Annotated in this window: 23 protein-coding genes; 16 read left to right on the top strand and 7 right to left on the bottom strand. The window is 58.3% G+C overall.

The genetic code is table 11. The features are described 5' to 3' along the window. Positions 1-195: 195 nt before the first annotated feature. Complete coding sequence (gene malK, locus ACTRWH_RS11025) at positions 196-1,311, bottom strand: maltose/maltodextrin ABC transporter ATP-binding protein MalK (RefSeq protein WP_085680157.1); 1,116 nt, start codon at positions 1,309-1,311, stop codon at positions 196-198. 36 nt (positions 1,312-1,347) lie between these two features. Beyond that, positions 1,348-2,961, bottom strand: coding sequence for an alpha-glucosidase family protein (locus tag ACTRWH_RS11020; protein WP_085680159.1), 1,614 nt, complete (start codon positions 2,959-2,961; stop codon positions 1,348-1,350). A gap of 284 nt (positions 2,962-3,245) precedes the next feature. Here ACTRWH_RS11020 and ACTRWH_RS11015 point away from each other — a divergent pair, with 284 nt between their 5' ends. After that, positions 3,246-4,199: an FAD:protein FMN transferase gene (locus ACTRWH_RS11015; protein ID WP_085681990.1), complete on the top strand. Its 954-nt coding sequence runs from the start codon at positions 3,246-3,248 to the stop codon at positions 4,197-4,199. A 46-nt stretch (positions 4,200-4,245) separates the two neighbouring features. Here ACTRWH_RS11015 and ACTRWH_RS11010 read toward each other — a convergent pair whose 3' ends face one another. The 3 genes from ACTRWH_RS11010 to ACTRWH_RS11000 are packed head-to-tail and all read right to left on the bottom strand — an operon-like array spanning position 4,246 to position 9,441. Beyond that, positions 4,246-5,802 carry a hypothetical protein gene (locus ACTRWH_RS11010; protein WP_462826404.1) on the bottom strand — a complete coding sequence of 519 codons (1,557 nt, stop codon included), beginning with the start codon at positions 5,800-5,802 and terminating at the stop codon, positions 4,246-4,248. A gap of 12 nt (positions 5,803-5,814) precedes the next feature. Beyond that, complete coding sequence (locus ACTRWH_RS11005) at positions 5,815-8,355, bottom strand: LamG-like jellyroll fold domain-containing protein (RefSeq protein WP_462826403.1); 2,541 nt, start codon at positions 8,353-8,355, stop codon at positions 5,815-5,817. 6 nt (positions 8,356-8,361) lie between these two features. Beyond that, positions 8,362-9,441: a hypothetical protein gene (locus ACTRWH_RS11000; protein WP_227517898.1), complete on the bottom strand. Its 1,080-nt coding sequence runs from the start codon at positions 9,439-9,441 to the stop codon at positions 8,362-8,364. Between the two features lie 397 nt (positions 9,442-9,838). Between ACTRWH_RS11000 and ACTRWH_RS10995 the strand changes: the two genes are divergently transcribed. The 15 genes from ACTRWH_RS10995 (at position 9,839) to ACTRWH_RS10925 (ending at position 25,050) form a co-directional block, all read left to right on the top strand. Further along, entirely contained in the window at positions 9,839-12,487 is a 2,649-nt protein-coding gene (locus ACTRWH_RS10995) for an HzsA-related protein (protein ID WP_462826401.1), read from the top strand. A gap of 20 nt (positions 12,488-12,507) precedes the next feature. Further along, positions 12,508-13,263: an SH3 domain-containing protein gene (locus tag ACTRWH_RS10990; RefSeq protein WP_075196258.1), complete on the top strand. Its 756-nt coding sequence runs from the start codon at positions 12,508-12,510 to the stop codon at positions 13,261-13,263. Continuing rightward, entirely contained in the window at positions 13,233-13,880 is a 648-nt protein-coding gene (locus ACTRWH_RS10985; protein ID WP_075196257.1) for an outer membrane beta-barrel domain-containing protein, read from the top strand. The genes ACTRWH_RS10990 and ACTRWH_RS10985 overlap by 31 nt, the downstream gene beginning before the upstream one ends. Positions 13,881-13,895: 15 nt before the next feature. Continuing rightward, positions 13,896-14,393: a TlpA family protein disulfide reductase gene (locus tag ACTRWH_RS10980; protein ID WP_007153661.1), complete on the top strand. Its 498-nt coding sequence runs from the start codon at positions 13,896-13,898 to the stop codon at positions 14,391-14,393. Positions 14,394-14,411: 18 nt separating this feature from the next. Next, on the top strand, positions 14,412-14,651 hold the full coding sequence (locus tag ACTRWH_RS10975) for a DUF4266 domain-containing protein (RefSeq protein WP_075196256.1): 240 nt from the start codon (positions 14,412-14,414) through the stop codon (positions 14,649-14,651). After that, positions 14,638-15,804, top strand: coding sequence for a DUF3570 domain-containing protein (locus ACTRWH_RS10970; protein ID WP_083637249.1), 1,167 nt, complete (start codon positions 14,638-14,640; stop codon positions 15,802-15,804). Before ACTRWH_RS10975 ends, ACTRWH_RS10970 begins: the two co-directional genes overlap by 14 nt. A 20-nt stretch (positions 15,805-15,824) precedes the next feature. Then, positions 15,825-16,376, top strand: coding sequence for a hypothetical protein (locus ACTRWH_RS10965; RefSeq protein WP_036205193.1), 552 nt, complete (start codon positions 15,825-15,827; stop codon positions 16,374-16,376). An 8-nt stretch (positions 16,377-16,384) separates the two neighbouring features. Then, complete coding sequence (locus ACTRWH_RS10960; protein ID WP_462826400.1) at positions 16,385-18,412, top strand: hypothetical protein; 2,028 nt, start codon at positions 16,385-16,387, stop codon at positions 18,410-18,412. Beyond that, on the top strand, positions 18,405-21,284 hold the full coding sequence (locus ACTRWH_RS10955; protein WP_087148975.1) for a tetratricopeptide repeat protein: 2,880 nt from the start codon (positions 18,405-18,407) through the stop codon (positions 21,282-21,284). The genes ACTRWH_RS10960 and ACTRWH_RS10955 overlap by 8 nt, the downstream gene beginning before the upstream one ends. Next, positions 21,271-21,870, top strand: a complete 600-nt coding sequence (locus ACTRWH_RS10950) for a tetratricopeptide repeat protein (RefSeq protein WP_227517900.1) — start codon at positions 21,271-21,273, stop codon at positions 21,868-21,870. The genes ACTRWH_RS10955 and ACTRWH_RS10950 overlap by 14 nt, the downstream gene beginning before the upstream one ends. After that, positions 21,867-22,184 carry a hypothetical protein gene (locus ACTRWH_RS10945; protein ID WP_041334203.1) on the top strand — a complete coding sequence of 106 codons (318 nt, stop codon included), beginning with the start codon at positions 21,867-21,869 and terminating at the stop codon, positions 22,182-22,184. Before ACTRWH_RS10950 ends, ACTRWH_RS10945 begins: the two co-directional genes overlap by 4 nt. A 135-nt stretch (positions 22,185-22,319) precedes the next feature. Continuing rightward, positions 22,320-23,033, top strand: coding sequence for a MotA/TolQ/ExbB proton channel family protein (locus ACTRWH_RS10940; RefSeq protein ID WP_041334205.1), 714 nt, complete (start codon positions 22,320-22,322; stop codon positions 23,031-23,033). Positions 23,034-23,057: 24 nt separating this feature from the next. Then, positions 23,058-23,555: an ExbD/TolR family protein gene (locus ACTRWH_RS10935; RefSeq protein ID WP_085680171.1), complete on the top strand. Its 498-nt coding sequence runs from the start codon at positions 23,058-23,060 to the stop codon at positions 23,553-23,555. Next, on the top strand, positions 23,552-24,052 hold the full coding sequence (locus tag ACTRWH_RS10930) for an ExbD/TolR family protein (RefSeq protein WP_041334208.1): 501 nt from the start codon (positions 23,552-23,554) through the stop codon (positions 24,050-24,052). Before ACTRWH_RS10935 ends, ACTRWH_RS10930 begins: the two co-directional genes overlap by 4 nt. A gap of 2 nt (positions 24,053-24,054) precedes the next feature. Beyond that, positions 24,055-25,050, top strand: coding sequence for an AgmX/PglI C-terminal domain-containing protein (locus ACTRWH_RS10925; RefSeq protein WP_085680173.1), 996 nt, complete (start codon positions 24,055-24,057; stop codon positions 25,048-25,050). Between the two features lie 60 nt (positions 25,051-25,110). Here ACTRWH_RS10925 and ACTRWH_RS10920 read toward each other — a convergent pair whose 3' ends face one another. Together ACTRWH_RS10920 and ACTRWH_RS10915 are read right to left on the bottom strand one after the other, a co-directional pair. Further along, positions 25,111-25,488, bottom strand: coding sequence for a GFA family protein (locus ACTRWH_RS10920; RefSeq protein WP_075196250.1), 378 nt, complete (start codon positions 25,486-25,488; stop codon positions 25,111-25,113). A gap of 63 nt (positions 25,489-25,551) precedes the next feature. Further along, positions 25,552-26,049, bottom strand: a complete 498-nt coding sequence (locus tag ACTRWH_RS10915; protein ID WP_041334213.1) for a P-loop nucleotide/nucleoside kinase family protein — start codon at positions 26,047-26,049, stop codon at positions 25,552-25,554. Positions 26,050-26,079: the final 30 nt, after the last annotated feature.

The raw sequence follows: 26,079 nt of genomic DNA, 5'->3' as shown, positions 1-26,079 counted from the left end.
CGGTTTCGGGAGGACCTCCGCCACTATTCAGCTACCTTGGAAATAGTCGATAAACCGGGTGTATTCACAGCGTGTTTCGGGAGGACCTACCAGCCTGTTTGGCGGCCAGGCCAGGCCAGATTAGACGAGACTGAAAGGGCAAAAAAAGGGGCCGGTACGTGACGGAACCGGCCCCTGAAAAGGTGTCAGAGCAGATCAAAAATCAATGCAGGGTTCCCGGTAAAGCCGGGGGCAGGCGTTGCCATCTTCGCGGAACAGGTGGCACTTGATGGCCTTGATGCCCAGGGTGACTTTCGAGCCTTCCTGGACGGGGTCGCTGCCGTCGGTGCGCATGGTGATCACGCCATCCACGCCGTTCACGTCCATATGCACCAGGGTCTGATAACCCAGCCGCTCCACCACGGTGACTTCGCCGTCCAGGTACATATCCGCTTCTTCGTCGTTACTCAGGTGCTCCGGACGAATGCCCACGGTGACAGATTCACCAGCGGCCAGCTCATGGCCGTTGATGGGCAGTTCGAGAGAGTGTTTGCCGGGCATGGTAACGGTTACGGACTGGCTGCTGGCACTCTCCACGGTGCAGTCGATGAAGTTCATCTTTGGGGAACCGATAAAGCCTGCCACGAACCTTGTTGCGGGGTAGTGGTAGAGTTCCATGGGCTTGCCGACCTGGGCGATGGTGCCGTTATCCAGGGCAACGATCTTGTCGGCCATGGTCATGGCTTCCACCTGATCGTGGGTGACGTACACCATGGTGGCGTCCAGCCGCTTGTGCAGGCGGGAGATCTCGATGCGCATCTGCACCCGCAGGGAGGCATCGAGGTTGGATAGGGGCTCATCGAACAGGAATACCGTGGGTTCCCGAACGATGGTGCGGCCAATCGCAACCCGCTGGCGTTGACCACCGGACAGATCCTTGGGTTTGCGTTCCAGCAGGTTGTTCAGTTGCAGCAGTTTGGCGGCGTCGTTAACGCGCCGGTCAATCTCGGCCTTGTCAGTCTTGGCGAGTTTGAGCCCGAATGCCATGTTTTCCGCCACGTTCATGTGGGGGTATAGCGCATAGGACTGGAACACCATGCCCACTTCCCGTTCCTTGGGGGGCAGGTTGTTGACCTTGTCGTTGCCGATGTACAGGTCGCCCGAGGTGATGTCCTCCAGCCCCGCGATCATTCGCAGCAGGGTGGATTTGCCGCACCCGGAGGGGCCGACAAACACCACAAATTCACCGTCGTCGATATCCAGGTTCACATTGCGGGTGACCTGGGTTTCGTCATAACTCTTGCAGATGTTTCTTAATGTGACGCTGGCCATAACGTATGTCTTCTTGTTTGATCTGTGAAAGCGGACTCAGAGTGTTGCAATCTCCACACCCCAGGGCTGCAGTTCCAGCTCCCGGTCATTCCAGGAACCGCCGACAAAATCCGGCGCGCCGCTGACTCTCTGGCCCGCGGCCGGAGCTGTGATTCGAACTTGCTGATCAGTCAGGTTCAGGGCGACCAGGAAAGTGGCGCCTTCATAAGTCCGGGTGTAAACCAGAGTGTTTTCGGGGCTGTCCAGAAACTCAATGTCGCCCTTCAACAGTACCGGTTGCTGTGCACGCCAGCCCAGGAATGTACGGTATGCCTGCAGGATGGAGTTTTCCTGTTCGTGCTGGACGGCCACCGCGGCGCTGTAGTGTTCATCATAAACCGGTAGCCAGGGGCGTGCATCGGAGAAGCCACCATTGGCCTCTTTGTTGTGCCATACCATGGGTGTACGGCAACCATCCCGGCCTTTGTATTCGGGCCAGAAATTGATGCCATAGGGATCCACCAGGTCTTTGTATTCCAGCTCCGCCTCGGTCAGCCCCAGTTCTTCGCCCTGATAGATGCAAACGCTGCCACGGAGTGTCAGCAGCATTGCCATATAGGCTTTCAACTGTTCGGGCGAACCCGCCTGCCAGCGGGTAGCAACCCGTGAAACATCATGGTTGCCGATGGCCCAGCAGGGCCAGCCGTCGGTCAGTTTTTTCTCGATGGAGTCGACGGTCTTATGGAAAAAGTCGGCTCCATGCTGTTCTGTCAGCAGATCAAAGGAATAGGCCATGTGCAGCTTGTCGCCGCCACTGGTGTATTCCGCCATGGTCTGCAGGGAGTTGTCGTCGCCGATTTCCCCAACGGTAGTCGTGCCGGGATACTGGTCTAGCAGGGCACGCAGGCGCTGCAGAAAGGCCAGGTTTTCCGGGCGGGTCTTATCGTATTTGTGGAACTGGTATGCGTAAGGGTTTTCCTTGCGCACACCAATGGAGCCTTCAGCAACGGCGTTGCTGGGCGGATTGTCCCTCAGTTCCGGATCGTGGAAACAGAAGTTGATGGCGTCCAGGCGGAAGCCGTCCACGCCGCGGTCCAGCCAGAATTTTACGTCTGACAAAACCTGTTCAACCACGTCCGGGCAGTGGAAATTCAGATCCGGTTGGCTGGTCAGAAAATTGTGCAGGTAGTATTGTTTGCGGCGGCTGTCCCAGGCCCACGCGGAGCCGCCAAACACCGACAGCCAGTTGTTGGGTGGGGTGCCGTCGGCATTCGGGTCTGCCCACACGTACCAGTCCGCTTTCGGGTTGTCGCGGCTGGCGCGGCTTTCAGTAAACCAGCGGTGCTGATCGGAGGAATGGCTCAACACCTGGTCGATCATGATTTTCAGATCGCGTTTGTGGGCCTCGGCAATGAGTTCATCGAAGTCCTCAATGGTGCCGAATATCGGGTCCACTCCGCGGTAGTCAGAGACGTCGTAGCCAAAGTCCTTCATCGGCGAGGTAAAGAAGGGTGACAGCCAGATTGCATCCACGTTGAGGCTGGCGATGTAATCGAGTTTGGCAGTAACCCCAGGCAGGTCACCAATGCCATCGCCATTGGAATCGTAGAAGCTGCGTGGATAAACTTGGTAAATGACGGCTCCACGCCACCAGTCCGGGTTTTTCATCATCTTGCCTCGCTTAACACCCTGGCGGTGAAAGATTGTTATTGTGAGAGCGGAGAGCATCCGCTGGAATAGCTTTCATGCATAGTGCGACGATGCTCCCGGCTGTTCATCCTCCTGACGCACTTTTTATTGGCGTAGACGGGGGGATGAGGGGGGCGTAGAGGGGATGAGTCAGGGGCTGGCATCAAAACAACGATCAAACACAATTATTGAAATGAGGGTGGGTGGTGAACAACGGATGGTTATATAAGGCGGCAGTTGCACGGACGTTGGCGTGGGGTATGGCCATGCTGCTGACTGTGGCCATGCCGGCCCAGGCCGAATGGGTACGTGTGAGCGGTACGGCAATGACCACCGCCATAGAGATGGAGTTCTGGACCGAGGATCCGGCCGTGGCCAGCGAGGCAGGAGATGCCGTGCTGGCTTTGTTCGACCGTATCGACCGTCAGATGAGCCGTTACCGGGAAGATTCCGAACTGTCCCGGGTTAACCGCGAGGCGGCCAACGGACCGGTGGAGGTGAGCGACAGTCTCTTTACGGTGCTTCAGCAGGCGCTGAGGATTTCTGAATTGAGCCATGGCGCCTTCGACATCAGCTTTGGTTCCATCGGCTACCTGTACGACTTTCGCGCCAGACAACAGCCCTCCGATGAAGAGCTGGCGGAAGGCTTGGCAAAGGTGAATTACAGATCGGTGGTGCTGGACCCCAGTGCCAATACCGTCCGATTCCTTGATGAGGGGGTGCGGCTGGATCTGGGTGGCATTGCCAAGGGGTATACCGTTGACCGTGGTATCGACATCCTGAAATCGTTCGGCATTCGTCATGCCCGCTTGAGCGCGGGGGGAGACCTGCGGCTGCTGGGTGATAAGCGCGGCAAGCCTTGGATCGTGGGTATTCGGGACCCCCGATCTGAATCACGCAACGCTATGGTTTTGCCACTGACCAACGTGGCAGTGTCGACATCAGGCGATTACGAACGCTTCTTTTTTGACGACAACAACGAGCGTGTCCATCACATTCTCTCGCCCGCGACTGGAAAACCGGCAAAAGGCGTGCAGAGTGTGACCATCCTCGGCGACGACAGCATCACAACCGATGGCTTGTCCACGGCGGTCTTTGTGCTTGGGGCGGCCAAGGGGCTTGAAATGGTCAATCGGTTAAAGGGCATCGACGCCGTCATCATTGATGAACAGCGTCAGGTGCATTATTCGGACGGGCTGATGCCGCCGGAAAGGGAGTGATGCAAAAGGGGTGTGCGACCGGGCCCGTAAGCCCGGTCACGCCGGGTCACACAATCGGTTCGAGGGCGATGAGCCGATCACGGCTGTTTTGATTCCCGAGGCCATGATTGGGGAACCGATCGGAGTTCTCGAACATGCCTTGTTCCCCATGCAGGGCCATGTAGTTGAGCAATACCGTCTGCACCAACTGGTTTACGTTGTTGGCTGCAGGGCTCGAGGCGGTTTCCACGGAGGCGTCCGAGCGCATAAAGCCGATCTGGTTGGTGAAGGCAGTGGGTTGGCCTGCCGGGCTGTAGACCAGGAAGAAAGACGCAGCCGTCTGCTGGTTGTCGCCTGTCCACTCGCCTTTGCCGCGCCCGGCCATGGATTCGTCCAGCCGACCATTGCTTGATACGGAGCCGTCGCTGAACACGTACAGCATCAGCGGCGTGCCCGTCCGGTGGGCGTATTCCAGGCAGGCACCCATGCAGCGGCCCGCCAGGTAGTCCCGCTCTTCACCGGTGCCACGCTCGCCAGTGTGGTAGTCATAACCACCCAGCGTAACGGTACCGGCACCGGCGTAGCCATTCTGGACCAGTTTCATAACGGCTGCTGTTTTGCGGATTTCCCGGCCCAGCCGCGAGTTTTCGTTGAACTGGGCTTCGGTGAAAATACCACCCACGATGTCCGTATCCTGAGATGGATCGATAGAAGACGGATCGGCAAAGCGTTCGGTCAGGTCTGCGCTTTTAACATAGCCGCAGTTGACGAGGTCCTTCACCACATCGTCTCTGGTGACAAGTGTGGTATCGACATTGTCCAGTTTCTTGCGGCTGATGCGCTGGATGGACTCCATCACGGCGACGGAATCGTCCTGATCCAGAATGGCGGTCAGGTCGCCCACGTCCACCAGCCCCGAAACATCGCTCGGGCGGTCAATCTTGGTGGGGCGTACCTGAGGATTGATCAGGCTCATGGGCGCCATGGAGTTGCCGCCACTTTCTGAGCTCTGCGAACCCACAAGTGTGAGTAGTTCGCCGTCAGCGCCCGCCTTGCTGATGCCGTACATCGGGTTATGGGGGTTATTGCCGGTGTCGTTCTCGGAACGGGCGGCAATGATGGCGCCATTGATAAAACCACGGGCGGCAATCGACGTGCTGTCTTGCATGCCCCGCAGGAAACCGCTGTCGGAATGGAACGCCAGGCCAAACTCCTGGTTCACGAAGGCCGGGTCGTTGGGCAGCATCGTGCCGGGCAAGCCCAGCTTGTTGTAGCCGGCCGTGCTCAGGAAGTCGAACTGGCCACCGGATTTGCCCATCAGCACATTCGAGCCGGCGATGTTGGCACCGCCGGCGAGGTCAAAGCAGATAAAGGGAATCTTGCCCGCGCCTGCGGAGGCGATGCCGCAGGATTCTTTCCAGTCCTCAAGGTCCGGAGACAGCGCTGCAGCCGCCTGTCGTGGATTGGCGAACAAGCTGAACACGGATGCGCCACAGAGGGTGGCTGCACCGGTCATAAAGCCCTGCGCGATGAACTCGCGTCGGGTTTTCGGTCTTGAGTGATCGCTGTGCAGGAGAGGTTGATCCGTCGCCAGTGCACGTTTGCGAGAAGGTTTGATATACATGGTCAACGTCCTCTACTGGATCAGTGTCACTGCACTGCCCAGTACGGCTGCGCAGCTTGCTTTGACAACGGTTTCGGTACGGCCGGCTTCGCAACTACCACCACCACAGGTGGTGAGTCGTCCCATCAGCGCGTCCAGCTCGGCTTCAATGTCCGCATCACTCGGTTGCGTTGTCAGGCTTGTGCCGACGAACTTCTCCATCAACGGCGTTTTGATGAGATCCCGGCCGGCGTCGTCAAACGCAGTGCTCGCATTCTCGCCAAAGTCAAAGCCCGGGAAGAAGGCGTTGCGGCGCGTGGTATCCGACACCAGAACATCACAGTACTGGATCGCCATCTGGGTAATCGCCATCTGATGGGATGACAGGAAGCCTTCAAGGTCCTCCACGGTCGGTAACTGCTGCTTAACCGTAGTGAATGTTTCGGCGACGCCCGGCTGGGTGGTCGGAATACCCGTTACCTTGGACATGGACGCATTCACTTCGTCAAACGTCTTCAGGCCGATGGCGGAGAATTCCGTGCTACTGGTTTCTGGTGGCTGCGTCGGGACAGGGCCTTCCACTCGAACGTCTGTGTTGCTACCGAGCTGTTCAAAGGTCAGGAAGAACTGGTCGTTTTCCGGGCCTTCTTCCAGCGCGAGAACCGTGCCGAGTCTCGACAGTGGCTGGCCGGAGCCTGCTACGTAATCACTGGCATTCAGTGTTAGGTCCAGGTTGGCAAACGACTGGCCTACAACCACTTCGCGGCCGTTGATACCTATTCTCATGCCCTTCAATGGTATACCCGATGGAGACTGGGTCTCGTCGAGACTGATGAAGAACGGATTTGAGAACAAATAGCCGTAGTTGTCGAACTGGCTGACCTCAAAGACGATAAAGCTTTCCGGCATATCCACCAGGTGGGATACGCTGAACAGCAGGAAGAACTTCTGGCCAACGCCCACGTCGTAGTTGGCGGCAACCTGCTCTGCGGTGAGGGCACGGTTGTGGATGGCAAGCATCCTGACCGCGCCTTCCCAGGGCGATTCACCGTCCGTCTCATTGCCCAACACCAGGGCGAAACTGTCGTCCCAGTCGGTCAGCAGGCCGGCGGAATCCGGGTCGACATCACCGGAGGGTTCGCCATTCACAAAAATTTCGCGGCCACCGTCCGGTGAAAAGTTCACCACCACGTGTTGCAAGGTCGCCTGCAACAGCATCGGGTTGGCTTCGGTCAGCATTGGATCGTTCTGGTCGGTGGTGGTGCTCCGATGCAGGAACCCGTAGCTCTGCATGTCCTGGCCCAACGTGAAGTTCCGCGCTGTCGAGGAGCCGGAGTAGGTCACGATGCGGGAGTCTTCCTGGGTGATGTTGCCGGGCACAACCCACGCTTCGATGGCGTATTCGCCGGAGGCGGTCAGCAGGGTGTGCAGCTTGCGGCTGTCGGCAGTGGAGCCTTGAGCCTTGCCGGCACGGATCATTTCGCCTTCTTCGGTTTCAAAGGCAGGGCCAATATCAATACCCCAGCCGCCAACCCAGCCAACGTTGCCGCTGAGCGTGAGGTCCAGGGGTGGGGAAATACCGCTGGTATCAAAGGCCGTTGGGCCGTCGCCTGCTTTGAATTCGTAAAGCGCGATGACGTTGTCTTCGTATCGGCCGCCGGCATTGGCCAGCAAGCCGTCATCAACTAGGTTCAGCGCTTTACTGGTGACTAGGTTGTCGGGAAGAGGTTGGGGCTTGTCGAGACTCCCAATAAAATTTTGTATGGCTGCCAGCATGGTGAGCGATGAGTCAACGCAATCGTCGGTCCAGCAGTTATGACTGTCGTCTCTCAGTCGCTCAACCAAGCGCGAAGATGCGTCGTCTAAAAGTGTCCATTCCTCCTCCGTCCCAGGGATAATTCCGTCGTTCAGGTCGATCCGGCTTTTGGCCTGGTCGTAAGCGACGGCAACGTCGCTGCTCGCAATGTAGGGCGTTTGACCATTGCTGGTATGGCAGTCGCTGCAGAAATTCGTCAACACAGGGTAGATAGTGGATTGGAATTTGCCAGGGTCAGTTGGAAACTTCAGTGTGTCGTTAACTTCGTTGATATCCGGGGCCCGCAATTCCACGGTCTTCACTGACCCCTCCGAGCCACCCGCCCAGTTTGAAATGTAGACCGTCAGCAGGTCGGTACAGGCAGTGACGGACGTCGTCCAGCAGTTGTGGCCACCCGCTACCTTGGTCACCATCTCGGACTGGGACGGGTCGGACAGGTTAACAATGGTATTGGCCTGGGCGTAGGCAATGTTGATGTCGCCCTCATGCACAAACTGTGGTGACTGGCCGCCGGCGTTGTGGCAGGCGCCGCACTTGTTCTGGCCAGAAAGCTCATCCCACACGCTGCGCTTGAAATTCAGTACATCGTCGCTGGCGGGGGGCGGGCCACTATAGCTAACGGTATTGGAGCCGCCGCCTGTGTTCGGAAGGGCTTCGGTAGACTCGCCACTGTTACAGCCCGCAAGAAAGAGCAGGGCGGCAATAACGGAGAACAGCGCAGCGGGGGCTCGGGTTCCTTTACTGATTATGGTTTTCATAATGTCCTATTCCCCCCGGCAATACGCGGCAGATTCCGCAAAGGCAGTTTTGAGGTTGTACCCGCTGCGGAAACTCGTAACGATTTCGCTAATCTTTGAGCGATCGCTATCGTTTGAAGGCTCTCGCAGGCAGACATTGCGGAATACTTTCTTCACCTGGCACTGGGCAAAGGCGTCGGAATTGGCAAACTCCCGCCCCAGGCTCTTGGCGCCGTTACCGGAGCCGGGCAGGGAACCATCCCAGCCCAGGCGCCGATTGGTGCCGGACCGCCAATAGTTGTCCCAGCCATCGTCCGGCGTCACGTATCCCTGTTCAAAGGTGGTTGAATTGATGTGGTATTTGGCGACAACGCGGGTACCCGTTTCCGGGTCCACGTCGCTAACAGAGTTGTAGATCAGCCTGCCCAGTTCGCCGTCAGGGTCCGTGTCCGCGTTGTACTGGTAGTCGTAGTAGGCAAAGGCCTGGGTCATGGGGTCCATGCCGGTATGACAGCCAACGCAGTTGCTGAGGAATACCCGGCTGTCGCCACCCGGGCTTCGCGACACATCCTGGCGGATGCGGTCCGGTGGCAGGGATACGTCCGCGACCTGCTCCAGGTCATTGCACATGTGGTTGAGCAAGGTAAACCGAAACATGGCGCGGTTGGTGCCCGCGCTGAAGAACGCCCTCGCTGCGGCCCGGGAGGTGATCACACCGGCCGTGGCGCCCGTGGGCAATTCGGAGTTCAGGCTGGACTGTGTGGTTTGCTCCAGCACGTTGTCATCACTGAGGGAGTAACCGGAGCGCTCAAGGTCCTCATAGTTGTCGTTGTTCGACGTTGAGTATGCCGAGATGCCGTTCAGGCTGGCGTTGCCCACATAGAGTATGTCGTCATATAAGACGCGTCTAAAATCATGATTATCCCGCACAATACCGATGACCGTCGCCGTGTAATCATTCAACGGCACGAAGGGGGACATCGCCTCATTTGTCCATGGTGCAACGAAATTTTTGAGGGTAACATCGTAAAACGCTGGATCTTCCATGGCCGTGTAGGCGGCAGAAACGGCGCCTGACGCACCATTGTTGGTTATGTTTGCCGCCATCTGATCGAGTACCTCCGGAGACGGAGGAACACCGGCGATGCGTTCATGGATGCGTTTTGCCTGGTCCCGCGGGCCAGCGCTTGCGATGGTAGCGTGCGTTCCGACCAAAGCCAGCAGGACAGTGAGTAAAAATGTCCTCTTTATAAGTTGCCGGGTCGTACATAAGACTGTCATGATCGATTCCCTCGATTTCGTTAGCATTCGCACATTAGTACCATTTTACAATTGTTCAAAGTCTAGGCGAGCTATTAACTGCGGTTTTGAGTGCTGCTCCACGTTATTACATAGCGTTACGTAAAAGGCTTGGAGCACAGGCCCCGTCTCGACTTAGCGTATGTAAATGGATTTTCAGGCCAAACAGGGTTCGTTGGTGGTGACTAAACATTACGAAAATAAAATGTTCTCTTGCTTCAGTGGGTTACGTTACCATCTCGCTGTCTTGGGCCGGGTATTCGCGCTTCTTCCTGTCGCGCTGGCTGCAGGGTGTCTCCAGAGCGGCGACAGTCAGTCCCGTGACCCTGTGGTTGTTGAGAATCCGGTCGTGTTTGTAAAACGCCCCTTGCTTTTCGATGAGGACAATGGCGCGCTCATCGGTGACAACCTTGCCGAGCCTGCGGAGTTTCGTCCCGGCGCTCGCCTGTTCCTGAAGGATCGCGCGTCTCCCGACGCGCCGTCGCGAGACATCACTTCATCCGCTTTCCCGGGGCCGCTTGGCTACGACGTCAAGGATCTCACCGTCTCTTACGATGGTACTCGCGTTCTCTTTGCCATGAGGGCGCCGGAGATTGAAGACGCGGATGAGGACGAACAGCCAACCTGGAACATCTGGGAGTACGACGTATCTTCCGGCACTCTCCGGCGTGTTATCGAATCGAACGTTACGGCCGAGGCAGGACAGGACATCGCACCGGCCTACCTGCCTGATGACCGCATTGTCTTTTCCTCCACGCGGCAACGGGTGTCTCGCGCGATTTTGCTGGACGAGGGCAAACCCCAGTATCCGGCGCTTGACGAGGAGCGCGAGGTTCCCGCCTTTGTCCTGCACGTGATGGATGCTGACGGTGACAACATCGAGCAGATCACGTTCAACCAGAGCCACGATCTGGACCCATTGGTAACGGACGAAGGCGCCATCGTATTTAGCCGCTGGGACAATGCCGGCCAAACCCAGGGCAACGGATTCAATCTCTATAAGGTCAATCCGGACGGCACCGGGCTCAGTTATCTTTACGGCCGCCACTCTCATGGCTCTGTCAGCGATGGCGTCAACATTGAGTATCTGCGCCCGCAGGCGACGGATTCCGGTCGACTTCTGGCTCAGCTCCGTCCTACCGAAACCAACAACTTTGGGGCGGTTCCGGTTGAGATTGATGTCGAACGTTATGTAGAGGCGGGCATCCGCGTTGACGGCAATCCCGGCTCGGCGCAAACGCCGTTGGTCAGCGGGTTGTCCCTTGGCAATGAGATCTCGCTGCGCGGAAACTACAGCTCGGTATCCCCGTTTCTGGATGGCACCCGTCGCTACCTCGTTAGCTGGAGCCCATGCCGGCTGAGGCTTGCCACTGGCAATGGCGACATCCTCAACTGCACGCAGGAGCGGATTGCCTCGGGCGCCTATCGGGCCGCCGCTCCCGTTTACGGGTTGTGGTTGCTTGATATGGCGTCCGGCACCCAGCGCCCGATTCAGTCGCCCGAGGAAGGCCAACAGTTCGACGAGGCGGTACTGATGACCGAAAGGTCCCTGCCGACGTTTATTCCCGAATCGCAGTTCTCAGGCGATGCGGCGACCCTTGCAGAGGATGGTCTTGGCATACTGCAAATCCAGAGTGTCTACGACATTGATGGCGTTGATACTTCTCCAGCGGGTATTCGGCAGACAGCCGATCCGGCGATTGTTTCTCCGGACAACCTTCCCAGGCGCTTCCTTCGACTCGAAAAGCCGGTCTCAATTCCCGATGAAGAGGTCAGGGACTTCGACAACACCGCCTTTGGGCGCAGCCAGGCGCAGTCGATGCGGGAAATTCTCGGCTACGTGCCGGTCGAGCCTGATGGGTCGGTTCGGGTGGCAGTGCCCGCCAACGTCGCGTTTGCCATCAGCGTGTTGGACGATGAAGGACGACGGATTGGCCCCCGTCACCAGAACTGGTTGAACGTCAGGCCCGGAGAAACCCTGGCCTGCAGCGGTTGCCATAACCCTGGCAGCGCGGTGCCTCATGGTCGCCCGGATGCGGGGCCAGCCCCAGTCTACGCAGGCGCGCCGACCACCGGCATCGAATTCCCGAATACCGACCCCGCTCTCTTCGCAGATATGGGTGAAACCATGGCGGAAACCTGGGCCCGGATTAACGGAACCCGTCGCCTCGGGCCGAACGCTGTCTATGTCGATCAGTGGACAGACCCCGATGATGCCAGTCTCACACCGGGCACAGCCTTCTCGTTGAGTTATGCGGATCTTGAAACGCCCGCGCCGATCCGTCCTGAGTGCGCCGATGACTGGCGCGCCGCCTGTCGGACCGTTATCAACTACGAGCAGCATATCCATCCGCTGTGGGGGCTTGAGAGACTCGTTGACGACGGCAATGGCAACGTTGATAACTACACCTGTACCGGGTGCCACTCGAACACCGATGCAGCCGACGCAACACAGTTGCCGATTGCACAACTGGATCTGAGCGACGGCGCCTCCCCGGATGAGCCCGATCATTTCAAGTCCTACCGGGAGTTGATGTTTAACGACAACGAACAGGAGTTGGTCGGTGACCAGCTCGTTGACGTGCAGGTTGAATCCGGGGAGTTCCTGCGGGACGAAGATGGAGAGCTGATCCTGGACGATGACGATAATCCCATTCCCATCCTGGTGAACGTCAACGTGCCTCCCACCATGTCCGTCAATGGAGCCCGTGCCAGCGGCAACTTCTTCAATCGATTCCGTGCCGGTGGCAGTCACCAAGACTTCATGAGCCCTGCCGAGCTGCGACTCCTCGCCGAATGGCTTGATGTCGGTGGCCAGTATTACAACAACCCCTTTGATGCTCCGGCGGACTGATAGGACCCGAACTGTTAACCATGAGACTGGCCCTGATACTGCTGTTGATGTTAACTGCGCCCCTTTCCGCTGCCGCCGACTGGCTGTGGGGCGGTGCCGACGAGCCAATGCCCCAGGTTCAGGTGGCGGAACCGTTTGTGGAGTGGCGCACCGGCCCGGCTGTGGGTTATCCGGTGTTCCATACCAGCGAAAAGGGCGAGTGGCTGACGCTGCGCATGCGCAAGACGTCCTGGCTGAAAGTCACCGACCGTAAGGGCCGTGAAGGTTGGGTGCATGTGGACGATGTGCAACTGACGCTGGATGGCGAGGGCGAGCAGGTCTCACTCAGTAATCCACGTTTTGATGATTTCAGCAGCCGCCGTTGGGAGGCGGGGTTGATGATGGGCGAGTTCGAGGGCGCGGCGGTAACTGCGGTTTACGGCGGATATCTCCTGACCCGCAACCTGTCGGCAGAGCTCTGGGGTTCGCAGGTACTGGGAAGCGCCTCTGAAATTCGCATGGTGAACGCCAACATCGTTCACCAGCCGTTTCCGCACTGGCGTATTTCGCCGTTCTTCACGCTGGGCGTGGGGCATATTTTCATCGAGCCCAAGGCCACCCTGGCGGACCCCGGAGACCGGGATAACAGCATTGGGCACGCCGGCCTGGGCCTGCGCGCCTATGTCACGGACAACTATTTTATCCGTGCCGAGGTCAAGGACTATAAGATTTTTACCAATCGGGCAACCAACGAAGAAGCAACAGAATGGAAAATCGGATTAAGCATATTCTTCTGACCGTCCTGCCGTTTGCGGGCCTGCTGCTGGTGCCAACCGCTGTCAGCGCCCAGGAGGACGACCGGCCATTGATCGAGCCGGATGTGCGGCCCCAGAAGGTCGATGAGGCGTTGATCGACACCGAGAACTTCGAGATCGGTGCGTTCGCCGGCATCATCAATATCGAGGATTTTGAGTCGTCATTCCTGTGGGGTGGCAAGCTGACCTACCACCTCAGCGAAACCTTCTTTTTTGAAGCCAATGTGGGCTTTGCCGAAGGCGGAGAAACCAGCTTTGAAAAGCTCGCCGGGGACGTTCAGGTGTTGTCGGACGAAGACCGGGACTACCGCTACTACAACATCAATATTGGCATGAATGTGCTGCCCGGTGAGGCCTTCCTGACCGAGAACTATGCCTTCAATACCAACTTCTACCTGATCGGCGGGGCCGGTGCCACGGACTTTGCCGGTGACACCCGGTTTACCTTCAACGTGGGCGCTGGTTACCAGGTATTGCTGACTGACAGCGTATCGATCCATCTGGGGGTGCGTGAACACTTTTACCGGATTGATGTGCTGGGTGAGGAAAAAACGTCCATGAATACTGAGGTCAGTGGTGGCCTCTCTGTCTTTTTCTGATAACAGGAGTCAATGATGACAACACGGTTTTTGGGATTGGCCCTGACCCTGGCGACGCTGGTTGGCGTTTCATCCGTTCAGGCCGAGGAAATGAACATTCCGGCGCCGGACTTCACTCTTGAAAGCCGTCAGGGCGAGAACCTGCGGCTACAGGATTTCCGTGGCGAAGTGGTAATGCTCAACTTCTGGGCGTCCTGGTGCGGGCCCTGTCGTCAGGAAATGCCATTGATGGATGACCTGTACGCTCAGTACAAGGATCTCGGTTTCACCATCCTGGCGGTCAACGTGGATGAGAACCGAGACGAGGCACACCGTTTCCTGGACAAGGTGCCAGTCAGCTATCCGATCCTTTATGACCCGCAGAGCGATGTCAGCGAACAGTACGAAGTGCAGGCTATGCCGACCACGGTCATGATTGACCGCGATGGCAACGCACGTTTTCTCCATCATGGCTACCAGCCCGGCTATGAAGACGAATACGAAACGCAGATCCGGCAACTGGTGCGGGAATAGCTTGAGGCAGGTGAGTGTATGAACCCTTTCAAAGCAGTGATGGCATCGGCAATCGTGATCCTAATGACGGCGGGGGCGGCCGGTTGCAGTGACATCAAGCCCTGGGTGAAGCCCTATGAGCGGGACAAGCTCGCGGACCCGGTCATGAGCCTGAGCCGGCATGGAAAAGCGGACGCCTATATGCATCACGTGTACCAGGTCCGTGAATCCGCAAGGGGGGCGGAAGGCGGCTCCGGAGGTGGTTGTGGCTGTAACTGATTGCTCCCGGCTGTTCCCTGTGCTGGTAAAGGGGCTGGCGTGTGCGATGGCGTTTGTACAGATCGCCACCGCAGCAACGCTGCCGCAAGACAACGTGGATGTCCTTTATCATCGCTATGATGGCGGTGGCATGGTCATTGATGGCCCCTCCGTGCTGGTGCGCAAGAGCGTGGGCCCCCAGGTGTCGGTGTCCGGCCAGTATTACGTGGACATGGTATCCGCCGCGTCCGTGGATGTGGTGGCGCTGGCCAGTGAATACACCGAAGAGCGCACGGAATACACCCTCGGGGTGGATTACCTCCATGAGGACTCCATCCTGAGCCTGGGTTACACCAACAGCTCAGAGAACGATTACGAAGCCAACACCGTCTACTTTTCCGTCAGCCAGGAATTCTTCGGCGGCATGTCCACGGTCACCCTGGGTTATGCGCGGGGACAGGACGAGGTGGGTGTCAGGGGGGACGAATCGTTCAGCGAAGACGCTGATCGCCAGAATTACCAACTCGGTCTGAGTCAGGTCATGACCCGCAACAGCCTGCTGGGCGTTGACCTGGAAGTGGTGACGGACGAAGGCTTCCTGGAGAACCCCTACCGCCGAAATCGCTATATCGACCCGAACGACCCCACCAAATTTATTCTTGACCAGCCTGAGCGTTACCCGGAAACCCGCACCAGTTTTTCCGTGGCCACCCGGGCCCTGTATTACCTGCCTTATCGGGCATCGATTCGCGGTGAGTTCCGTTATTTCAGTGACAGCTGGGGCATTGACGCCCAGACCTTCGAGCTCGCTTACGTTCACGCCCTGAATCCGCGCTGGACGCTGGAGGGACGTGCCCGATACTACGTCCAGGATGAGGCGGATTTCTACAGCGACCTCTACGCCTTCGAAAACTCCCAGACCCACCTGGCGCGCGACAAGGAAATGAGTGCGTTTTCCGGCACTACCCTTGGTGGCGGCGTGGTGTACGAGTGGAAACAGACTTCGTTGCCGGGCATCCAGCGCCTACAGGCGAGCCTCTTGGTGGACTGGCTCGATTTCAGCTATGACAACTTCCGGGATGTCACTGTGTCCGGCGATTTCCTGCCGGGGCAGGAGCCCCTTTATTCGTTCGATGCCTTCGTAACCCGGGCATCGCTGATTCTTGAATACTGACCAGGTCGGGACGATTCAACATGATGACCTTGAAGAACACATTCGCACTGCACATTGTCAGCCTGGCACTGGCGTTCTGGCAGCCGGCAGCCATGGCCCAGGACAATAGCGAAGCCGAAACCGGCGACGGTGCGGTCTCGTTGAGCGTTGAAGAGCTGAAAAAGCAGGTGATCCGCCTGAACCGGGACCTGTTCATTCTGGAAGAGGACCTGCTGTATCCCGCGAGTACCCAGTTTGCGGTGTTTCTCAGCCTCGACACCGGCGAATTCCTCAAGCTGGATTCGGTGAAACTCAAGGTCAATGACGAAACCGTTGCCGCGCACCTGTATACCGAGCGTCAGGCCAAAGCATTGCAGCGTGGCGGTATGCAGCGCCTGCACATCGGTAACCTCAAGACGGGCGAACACGAGGTGACGGTGTTTGTTGAGGGTATTGGCCCGGATAACCGCGCCTATAAGCAGGCCGCGACCTATCAATTGCAGAAGGATACGGATACCGCTGCCCTGGAGGTCCGCATCCGCGACCGCTCATCTGATTACCAGCCCGAAGTGGCGATTGTTGAGTGGGAGTAACGCGGTCCGTGATTGAGTGGCTGAACCGAATGACGACGGGCGCCCCGGCGGGACTGACTCTTGCCGGTACGCTTGCGGCGTTGCTTCATGGTCCGGTGGCTGTGGGTGATGAACTGCCGCAGCGCGCAAGTGATCCTGCCTATGGTGTGGCTCTGTATGAGTATTATCAGGGCAATGCGTTTGAGGCGCTGACCCGCCTAAACGTGGCCTCCGCCGAAGGCGGCATCGATGGTCATGGTGACCATCCGGCGCTCGTAGAGGGCGGCCTGATGCTGTCCTACGGTATGACCCACGAAGCCGGCGCGCTGTTCCGGGAGTTACTGGACGAGAACGCAGCGGTGGCGCCGGGTACCCGCAACCAGGCCTGGTTCTATCTGGGCAAAGTGTTCTACCTTGAGCAGGATTCGACCGCGGCGCGAGATGCCCTTGAGCGGGTGGATGACGAGCTGTTGCAGGACGAAAGCGACGAGCTTTACCACGAGTGGCTGTACCTTCGGGGCCAGTTGGCCCTGTCCGGAACGGCCGGGACCAGTGGCGAAACCGTTGACGAACTGATCGACTCGCTGCCAGAGAGCTCACCCTGGCGTGCTTACCTGCATTACAACCAGGCTGTTGGCATGCTGTCTGAAGGCCAGACGGAAGAGGCGATGGACGCTTTGGCCAGCCTCGATAGCTTGCTTGGCGAGCTGCCCGAATTCGAGCCGCCGTTAGCCAACGAAATGTCGGCACTTCGGGAGCGGGTAAAGCTCTCCATTGGTCGTCTTCATCTCAGCAGAGGTGATTTTGCCGGCGCCATGGCCAGCCTTGAGCAGATCGCCCTCGACGGCGTGTTTTCCGACCAGGCCCTGTTCGATTATGCAGTTGCAGCCTCTCGCGAAGGTAGGGCGGGCCTGGCGTTGCAAGCGTTGAATACCCTTCAACAACGCCCTCTGTTCACACCCTGGCTACAGCAGGTGCCTTATGCCCGCGGCTTCCTGTTCGAGCAGATGGATCGTCAACAGCAGGCGCTGCAGGCGTACCGTGAGGCTGCCAGTCATTACCAGTCACTGAGTACTCGCCTGTCGGATGAGCGGGAGCAGCTAACCGAAGCGCGATTGATCGAGGCGCTTCGCTTCGTGCGTGAGGGCGATAGTCCCGGGCAGCCCGGATCGATGGACGCGGAGATGGTTCGTCCCGAACCGGGAGAAACAACCGTACTGACCGATGCCTATGGGCGTGTAAAGGTCCGGCCCGGGGATTACAGCCTGGCTGGATTGTTGGCGACGGAGTCCTTTCAGCTGTCCCTGCGTGATCTGCATGAACTCTATCGGTTGCGCGATTCCCTTGGCCAATGGCAAACGCAGTTGGAATCCTTCGATATCATGCTGGAAACCCGTGCCCAACAGCGGGAGCAACGTATCCGCGAGACCCGCGACGCACTTGATGCGCTCAACGCGGATCAATGGCTGGCGCGACAGGCTGAGTACCGCAGCGCTATTGAAGACGCGTTGGCCAGAGAGGATCTGCGCTTCTTCATGACGCAGGAACAGCACGAACTGGCGGACCGACTGGCGCAGGTGGAAAAGACCCTGTCGCAGCTGCCGGAGGACGAATCCACCCGCAAACAGCGTGAAACCTTCCAGCGGATGAACGCCTATTTCAACTGGCGCATTGCCGATGATTACGCGGTCAATCGTTGGGCTGCCGAAAAGCAGCTGCGGGAACTGGACCGGGCCATGGAGGTGTTCGTCGATCAGCGCGCGTTGATTGAACAGGAGATGGCATCGGGTGGAGAAAATCAGGCCCTGGCAGCCCGGGTAGAGGCCCGCCAGGCCGCGCTGCAACGTTTGCAGGGCGAGTTGGACAAGGCACTCTCGGCAGCACGAACGGAACTGCTTACCCTGGTGGATACTGAACTGCAGCAACAGAGCCAGGAGGTGCAGGGGTACCTCAGGGCAACCCGTCATGCAGCGGCAAGATTGGCGGACACGCTTTTCCTTGGTCGCAATGGTGCGGCGGCGAATCCGGCCACCGAAGCGGGAGGTGACCGTGACTAAGCCGGTAATCCGCAGGCGCCTGGATACCCTTCTGCCAGTGCTTGTCGCAGGCCTCCTCGGGGGCTGCCAGTCGCTTTCAATGCCGGATGTATTCGGCGGAGGGGATGACAGACAGCCCCAGCCGGGGACTCTGGCCACTCTTCAATCCATCGAGGAAACCATCGAGCCTGCGCCGGATACCCGGGGCGGCACCAGTGAAGTATCTCTGGGGGAGGTGATGGACAGTTACCGCGCCTTGTTGCCTCTGTTGGAAGACCCCGCCAAACAGGTTGCCGTACGTCACCGGCTGGCGGACCTGGAATTCCAGCGTGCGGAAAACAAGATGGTTGAAACCGCAGAGGATGAGATGGCCGGGGCTATTGAAGCCTATGAACAACTGCTGGCTGGGTATCCGGAGCGGCCCGGTAATGATCAGGTTCTTTACCAGTTGGCCCGCGCCTACGATCTGCGCGGCATGAGCGAAGAACACCTTGCCACACTGACAACGCTGGTGAATGAGCATCCGGATTCGCCATTCTGGGTCGAGGCGCAGTTCCGGCGCGGTGACTTGCTGTTCAGTAATCGCCGGTACACCGAGGCTGAACAGGCGTTCCGCACGGTGATCGACGCCGACCCGGCCAGAAGGGACGACGCCTCGTTCCTGGTCAACGCCCACTACATGCTGGGCTGGAGCCAGTTCAAGCAGGGGAGTTATCGGGAAGCCCTGTTCAGCTACATCAATGTGCTGGACCTGGTCATGCCGGAAGAGCAGGACGTGGAATCCGTCGGGCAGGAATACCGCACCATGATGGAAGACCTGTTCCGCGTATTTGGCCTGTCACTGTCTTACCTGGACGGTGCGGACACCCTGCAGGCCATCTTCCGTGAGACCGGCGAGAAACCCTACGAAATCCTCGTGTATGACCGCTACAGCGACCTTTTGCTGGAGCGGGAACAGTACACAGACGCCATTGATGTATTCGAGCGCTACATCGATGCGCGGTCACTGAGCCCATGGGCGCCCCGGTACCACATGCGTATCATCGACACCCTGGCACAGGCCGGCTTTACCGCTGACATACCGGATCGCAAGGCGGCGTTTGTTCGGGACTACGGCATTCACAGTGCCTACCTGCAACAGGCGGATGACGAGACAGCGTTTTATATCGGGCAGCAGCTGGAAGAGCTGATCCCGGAGCTTGCCAATCGCCACTATGTACTGGCGGGCGAGACAGAAGGTTTGGAATCGGATGAGCATTATCGTCAGGCGGCGGTGTATTACGAGGCCTTCGCGGATACCTTCCCGGCCCACCCCCGCACACCGGAGATGCTGTTCCTGCTGGGTGAAACCCATGTCGAACTGGCTCAGTGGCCGGAAGCCATCGAAGCCTTCGAACGTGTGGCCTATGACTTCCCATGGGAGGGAGAACCACCCGAACGCGCCGCTGAGGCAGGCTATGCGTCGGTACTGGCCTTCCGCGAATATGCCAAAACCTGGCCCCGTGAACCCGCTGAAACTTACAATGATTACACCGAGTTCCAGCAGCTGAATCGTCAACGATTCGTGAACGCCTTTCCCGACGACCCTCGCTCGGAAGAAGTGCTCTACATTGCCATGCAGCACGAATTCGAGCGCTATCGCTATGGGCAGGTGGTTGAAATGGCGGATCGCATGATTGCCCGAGTTCCCGCGCCCGGGGCGGATATCCTCACGGAAACCTGGTTGCTGAAAGCCCACAGCCTGTTTGAGCTGGCCCGATACGCCGAGGCGGAAACCACCTATCAACAGGCCTTGGGCGTCATGGCAGAGACCGACGAGAGGCGGCCGGATGTCATTGAAAGCCTGGCCGCGTCCGTTTTCCGTCAGGCGGAAGCGCTGGCGGATGCCGGTGATACCGCCGGAGCGGTTAGTGAATTCCTGCGTGTGGGCGTGGTTGCGCCCACCTCGGCTCTGAGGGCCAACGCTGAATACGATGCTGCCACCCTGCTGATTGAGCTTAGCCACTGGCAGGATGCCATCGATGTGATGGTGGCGTTCCGGACCCGCTACCCCGAACACGAACAAATCGATACCCTGCCAGCGCGCCTGGCACTGGCCTACCGCGAAACAGAGCAGTGGGAGAAAGCCGGGGATGAGCTGAACAACCTGATTGCGATGGCCACCACGGACGAGGAGAAGCGCGAGAACCTGCTGATCGCCGCGGATCTGTACGAACGTGCGGGAAATACTGGCAAGGCCATCGACACCTGGCGGCGGTATGCCAATACCTATCCTGAACCACTGGACGTTTACATGGAGGCCGCCAACAGCCTGGCCGGCCTATACGACGGGATTGGCGACGACAACAGCCGCCGTTTCTGGCTGCGCAAGCAGATGGAGACCGTGGACGACAATCCCGACGAGGCGGACGACCGCATGCGTTACCTGGCGGCCGAAGCTTCGGCGATTCTGGCACGGGAAGCACTGGCTTATTACGACAGCATTCGCCTGACCTTGCCGCTGAATCAAAGCATGGCAGCCAAGACCGAGGCGCTGGAAGAGGCCGTTACCGCCTACCAGAAAACCGCGAGTTACGGCGTGTCGTCCTTCTCCACCGAAGCCGGCTATCAGATTGCACACATCTACGCGCGCCTCGGCCGTGACCTGATGGAGTCGGAGCGACCAGAAGGATTGTCGGAGCTGGAGTTATCCCAGTACGAGCTTTTGCTGGAAGAGCAGGCCTACCCGTTTGAGGACAACGCCATCGACATTCATGAACAGAACGCCAGCCGCGCCCGCAACGGCATTTTCGATGAATGGGTTCAGCGCAGTTACGAAGCCCTGAAAACCCTGCTTCCGGGCCGTTACAACAAACCTGAAATCACCGTAGAGGTTGTCGATGAGCTGGGCTAGGTCATTCCAGGGGTGGACGCGAGTGGGCCTGCTGCTGGCTGTCGTGCTGGTGGCCGGTTGTGCGTCCTCGCCCAAAACCGACCCGGCAGATGTGGCGGAGGCAGAGCGCCAGGCCCGGGAGGCCGAGTTAACGCAGGACTTCAGCGAGGCGGTTGCCTTGCTCAGGGGAGGGGATACCGATAACGCGCGGAACCTGTTTGAACAGATCCATCAGGCCGACCCAGAGCGAACCGGACCCTTGGCCAATCTCGGCATTATTGCACTGCAAGAGGGCAACCCCGACGCCGCCGAAGGGTATTTCCAACAGGTGCTTGAGCGCGACCCGCAACACAGCGCAGCGTTGACCCACCTCGGAGTGATGGCCCGGGAGCAGGGCGAGTTCGAGCACGCTGAAACGCTTTACCGGCAAGCCCTGGAAGCCGATCCGAATCACCTGCCGGCCATGCTGAATCTGGCCATCCTGCTGGATATCTACCTCGGCCGGCTCGAGGAGGCCTTGCCTCTCTACGAGCAGTATCAGTCGCTGGCGGAAGAGCCGAATCCGCGCCTCAAGGACTGGATATTCGATGTCAGGAACCGCTTATGACCGCTAGAAAACACCTACTCAGTCTATTGCTGTTGATCATCGCATTTCCCTGCGTCGCCCAGGACGGCGTCGTGACGATCGAAGGCACACGAATTCGCGGTGACCAGGAAGTGCCGACGGTGCTTTACCTGGTGCCCTGGCAGGCGCCGGCGGTGCAGTCGCTGGCCCGGCCGGACGAGCAGTTGATGCTCCAGCGCCCTATTGCGCCGCTGGAGCGCCAGGAATTTCAGCGCCTGGTGTCCTATCATCAGTATTTCCGCACCTCAGCGGAGGATTCGACGGTGTCCGGACGTCCTGACTCAACGTCAGAGTGAGACGTGTGTCACACATTGTCTGTGCACATACGCATGTAAAAACAAACCGCTACAAAGACTTGCGTGAACTTACCCCCACCGGGGCCGTTGCCGCATACACTAGCCAGCAAATACGGACTATGGAGTGCCCTGAAAATGATTGAAACTGCCGTTCGCTTCTTCCAGGAAGGTGGCTTTTTCATGTATCCGATCGCCATCGTGCTGATTATCGGACTCATCGTTGCCGCTGAACGTTACATATACCTGTCTGCCCAGAAGATCACTAATCGTCGTGATTTCAACCGGTTGCACCACATGATTGGTGGTAAGGATCTTAAGGGCGCGCTGAACTACGCTACTGAGTCTGGCAGTGCCATGGCCTCCATGATCGGTTTCGGCCTCCAGCGCCTGGCCCGTCGCCAGTCCCGGGAAGAGATCGAGTACGCCATGGAAGAGGGGCTTCTGGAAGTCATGCCCCGCCTCGAGAAGCGTACCCAGTATCTGTCCACGCTGGCCAACATTTCCACGCTGATGGGCCTGCTCGGCACCATCATCGGCCTGATCGCGGCCTTTACCGCGGTTGCCGCGGCGGACCCGTCTCAAAAGGCGAGCCTGCTGTCCCAGAGTATCTCCGTAGCGATGAACACGACAGCCTTCGGCCTGATGTCTGCGATCCCGCTGCTGTTGATCCACTCAGTGCTCCAGACCAAGACCAACGAAATCATCGACAGCTTCGAGATGGCCGGCATCAAGGTGCTGAACCTGATCACCGACGGAACAGGCGCAAGGCCGCAGGCACCGGCTGCCGCCGCTGCCCGCCCAGCAGAGCCTGCTTCCCGTGCGGCCAACCCCGCCGGGTCAGTGGCGTAACGGTTCAATCAGGGAGCTAAAGCCATGAGGCGTAAGCATCGTCGGCTTCGCAGCGAAGCGGACCTGGATATCACACCGTTCATGAACCTGATGATCGTGCTGGTTCCGGTCCTGCTGCTGAATATGGTGTTTGCACACACCAGCGTGCTGGAGCTGAACTTCCCAGATGTGGATAGCAGTTCCGTTGAAGAACAGAAAGAACTCCAGTTACAGGTCGTCATTTTCGAAGACCAGCTTGTGGTGTCCGACAACCAGGGCGGCGTGATCAAGACCATTGCCAACCGCGAAGCGGCCCACGACTTCGAGATGCTCGGTAAGGTCATGAAGGAGCTTAAGGGCAGGCTCCCGGACAAACGCAACATCATCATTATGCCGTCCAGCGACACCTCATATCAGACGCTGGTGTCGGTGATGGACAAGGTGCGCTCTTACGAAGCGGTTGTCGCAGGTGATGTCGTTGAGGCCGAGCTGTTCCCCGAGATCTCACTGGGCGACGCACCGAAGAGGGCTGAACAGTCATGAAAGAGTCTGCGAAAGCCAAACGCCTGAAGCGCCATCATCGGCGGGGCAAACAACAGAGCAAGCTGAACCTGGTGTCGTTGATGGACATCTTTACCATCCTGGTGTTCTTCCTGATGGTGAATTCATCCTCCGATGTGCAGGTGCTGAACCAGGACAACGCCATCAAGCTGCCGGACTCCAGTGCCCAGCAGCCCCCGGGTGATGTGCTCGCGCTGACGGTCACGGACAACGATATCCTGGTGAACGGCCGTGTTGTGATGAAGCGGGACGTGCTCCAGGCCTTTAGTGGTCAGGTAGAGCCCGCCCTGAAGGAAGAGCTGGACTACCAGGCCAGCCGCTCCAGTGCTCCGGCACCGGATGCAGGGCGCCCCATCACCATCCTTGCCGATCGCGAACTGCCCTATGAACTGTTGAAGAAAATCATGTCCACCTGCGTGGACGCGGGCTACGCCAGTATTTCACTGGCTGTAAACCAGAAAACAGAGCAGGGAGCCTAGCTGTGGCAGAGTATCGTCAGGGATTGCCCTGGAATCAGGAGGTCGGAGAACGCAAGCGCTTGTTTGCGGTTGCTACCCTCGTGGTCCCGTTGTTCCTTGTGGCAGCCGCGTACATCACCTGGGTTGAGTTGCCGGAGCAGGATCGCAAAGAGCGTGAAGCCCTGCCGCCGCAATTGGCGAAGCTGATTGTTGAGAAACAGGAACCGCCACCACCCCCGGAACTGAAAACGCCAGAACCAGAGCCTGAACCCGAAAAGCCGGAACCGGAAGAGCAACCCGTTGCGGAACCCGAGCCAGTGCCCCAGCCGCCGGCACCAGAGCCTGAACCCGAGCCTGAGCCGGAACCCCAGGTGGCTGAAAAGCCGGAGCCCACACAGCAGGATGTCGAAAAAGCCCGGGAAAAGGCAAAAAACACCGGTATCCTCGCCATGGGCGATGAGCTCTCCAAGCTGAGTGCCCTGGGCAAATCCGTCAAACTGGATACCCCGGCGACGGTGACAACAGCGGAACCAATCGCCCGCAAGACGGGCGATACCCTGGCCCAGAGGGCCAACACCGGTCGCAGCTCCGGCGTGGATGAATCCGGCCTGACCCGCGAAACCCGCGAGGTTGCGCTGGCGGAACGGCAACGAGCCCAGGTAGAGGAAGCGGAAGAAGTGGTCGCCCAGGCGAAAGCCGCCGAGCGTGAGCAGCAGGCCGCTGCCAGCAAGCGCAGCCGGGAAGAGCTCCGTCGCACCATGGACGCCAACAAATCGGCCATCTACAGCATCTACAACCGCGAACTGCGCCGCAAACCCTCACTGCAGGGCAGCGTGACGCCGGAACTGGTGATCGAAGAGAATGGGGCGGTCTCAAGCTGTTCGGTGGTGGAATCCACCCTGAACGAGCCAGCCCTTGAAAAGAAAATCTGCAACCGTCTGCGATTGGTGGATTTCGGCGCCCGCCCGGGTGTCGACAGGACGACTATCCGCTATCCGATCGAATTGCTGTCTGGTTGAACGGACGTTATTGGCTACCGAGTCCCGGCCACCAGGCCGGGACTAACCTGCAATCAGCGATTAGCGGCGATCGGACGAGTGGTTGATGCCATCCGTGGTAGGAATGTCGCCCAACTCAAAGGGATTTACCCCCTCTATACACGCCACGTTCACCCCAAACTGATTCGGGTTTGAGCGCCGTCTATGGTGTGTATAAATCCCGCAGGTAGCGCAGAAGTAGTGTTCAGCGGTTTTGGTATTGAACTGATAGAGCGTCAAATTCTCCGCGCCCTTTAATATCCTGAAAGCATCTAACGGAACCGAGGTCACGACAGCGCCACGACGTGCGCACATTGAGCAATTGCAACGGCTCAAGTCCTCAAAGCCACCGGGAAGATCAACTTCGAATTGGACACTGCCGCAATGGCAGGCGCCGCGATTTAAACCTTTTACATCCATGCCGGGAGACCTCCTTTAGGGGGAATCCATCCCCTCACGAATAGACTCACCCCGTGCCTGCGATTATTGTGCATGTGCCGTAATTATGATTGTGTTGAATCCTTCATCAGGTGTGGGGGCAACAAAGTACTTTGTAACGAGCTCAAACATCTCTTCCGTATCAGTTGCCGCTCTCTGTGGCTGCTCTATTCGCCTTTTTGCGATTTGCCCCAAGCAAATCTCATTTGGCTGATCGATGTAAATCAGCTCGTGAGGGGCCTGGATCTCAGAGAAAATGCTTTTAAACCACTCTCGTTGCGAAATTGTATTTGCAGGAAAGTCCATTACTACGTTAGTTCCCGCCGCCAAGATCGATTGAGTCAGCTTCTTCATTTGAGGCTTGAGCCGACCAGCATATTTTACGTAATCTTCCAGTGTCTTGATGCTATCCGGATAGACTGACGCAAGCCACTCGTCTTCAGAAAGCAGCACGGCGTTTCGCTCATGGGCAACTTCAAGAGACTTTGTCGTTTTACCTGCCCCCATTTTTCCACAGAAAAATGTCAATACTCCTTTGTTCATTTCTTGCCTCGTATTGTATAACGCTGATTT

It is taken from the genome of Marinobacter sp. G5_S1_61_S3 (assembly GCF_054968585.1).
This window is presented reverse-complemented; position numbering and strand designations above follow the sequence as displayed.

Coding starts and splice junctions, on each gene's coding strand:
- malK (WP_085680157.1), bottom strand. CDS start 1,311: ATGGCCAGCGTCACATTAAGAAACATCTGCAAGAGTTATGACGAAACC.
- ACTRWH_RS11020 (WP_085680159.1), bottom strand. CDS start 2,961: ATGATGAAAAACCCGGACTGGTGGCGTGGAGCCGTCATTTACCAAGTT.
- ACTRWH_RS11015 (WP_085681990.1), top strand. CDS start 3,246: ATGCTGCTGACTGTGGCCATGCCGGCCCAGGCCGAATGGGTACGTGTG.
- ACTRWH_RS11010 (WP_462826404.1), bottom strand. CDS start 5,802: ATGTATATCAAACCTTCTCGCAAACGTGCACTGGCGACGGATCAACCT.
- ACTRWH_RS11005 (WP_462826403.1), bottom strand. CDS start 8,355: ATGAAAACCATAATCAGTAAAGGAACCCGAGCCCCCGCTGCGCTGTTC.
- ACTRWH_RS11000 (WP_227517898.1), bottom strand. CDS start 9,441: ATGGCGGCAAACATAACCAACAATGGTGCGTCAGGCGCCGTTTCTGCC.
- ACTRWH_RS10995 (WP_462826401.1), top strand. CDS start 9,839: ATGTTCTCTTGCTTCAGTGGGTTACGTTACCATCTCGCTGTCTTGGGC.
- ACTRWH_RS10990 (WP_075196258.1), top strand. CDS start 12,508: ATGAGACTGGCCCTGATACTGCTGTTGATGTTAACTGCGCCCCTTTCC.
- ACTRWH_RS10985 (WP_075196257.1), top strand. CDS start 13,233: ATGGAAAATCGGATTAAGCATATTCTTCTGACCGTCCTGCCGTTTGCG.
- ACTRWH_RS10980 (WP_007153661.1), top strand. CDS start 13,896: ATGACAACACGGTTTTTGGGATTGGCCCTGACCCTGGCGACGCTGGTT.
- ACTRWH_RS10975 (WP_075196256.1), top strand. CDS start 14,412: ATGAACCCTTTCAAAGCAGTGATGGCATCGGCAATCGTGATCCTAATG.
- ACTRWH_RS10965 (WP_036205193.1), top strand. CDS start 15,825: ATGATGACCTTGAAGAACACATTCGCACTGCACATTGTCAGCCTGGCA.
- ACTRWH_RS10950 (WP_227517900.1), top strand. CDS start 21,271: ATGAGCTGGGCTAGGTCATTCCAGGGGTGGACGCGAGTGGGCCTGCTG.
- ACTRWH_RS10945 (WP_041334203.1), top strand. CDS start 21,867: ATGACCGCTAGAAAACACCTACTCAGTCTATTGCTGTTGATCATCGCA.
- ACTRWH_RS10940 (WP_041334205.1), top strand. CDS start 22,320: ATGATTGAAACTGCCGTTCGCTTCTTCCAGGAAGGTGGCTTTTTCATG.
- ACTRWH_RS10935 (WP_085680171.1), top strand. CDS start 23,058: ATGAGGCGTAAGCATCGTCGGCTTCGCAGCGAAGCGGACCTGGATATC.
- ACTRWH_RS10930 (WP_041334208.1), top strand. CDS start 23,552: ATGAAAGAGTCTGCGAAAGCCAAACGCCTGAAGCGCCATCATCGGCGG.
- ACTRWH_RS10920 (WP_075196250.1), bottom strand. CDS start 25,488: ATGGATGTAAAAGGTTTAAATCGCGGCGCCTGCCATTGCGGCAGTGTC.
- ACTRWH_RS10915 (WP_041334213.1), bottom strand. CDS start 26,049: ATGAACAAAGGAGTATTGACATTTTTCTGTGGAAAAATGGGGGCAGGT.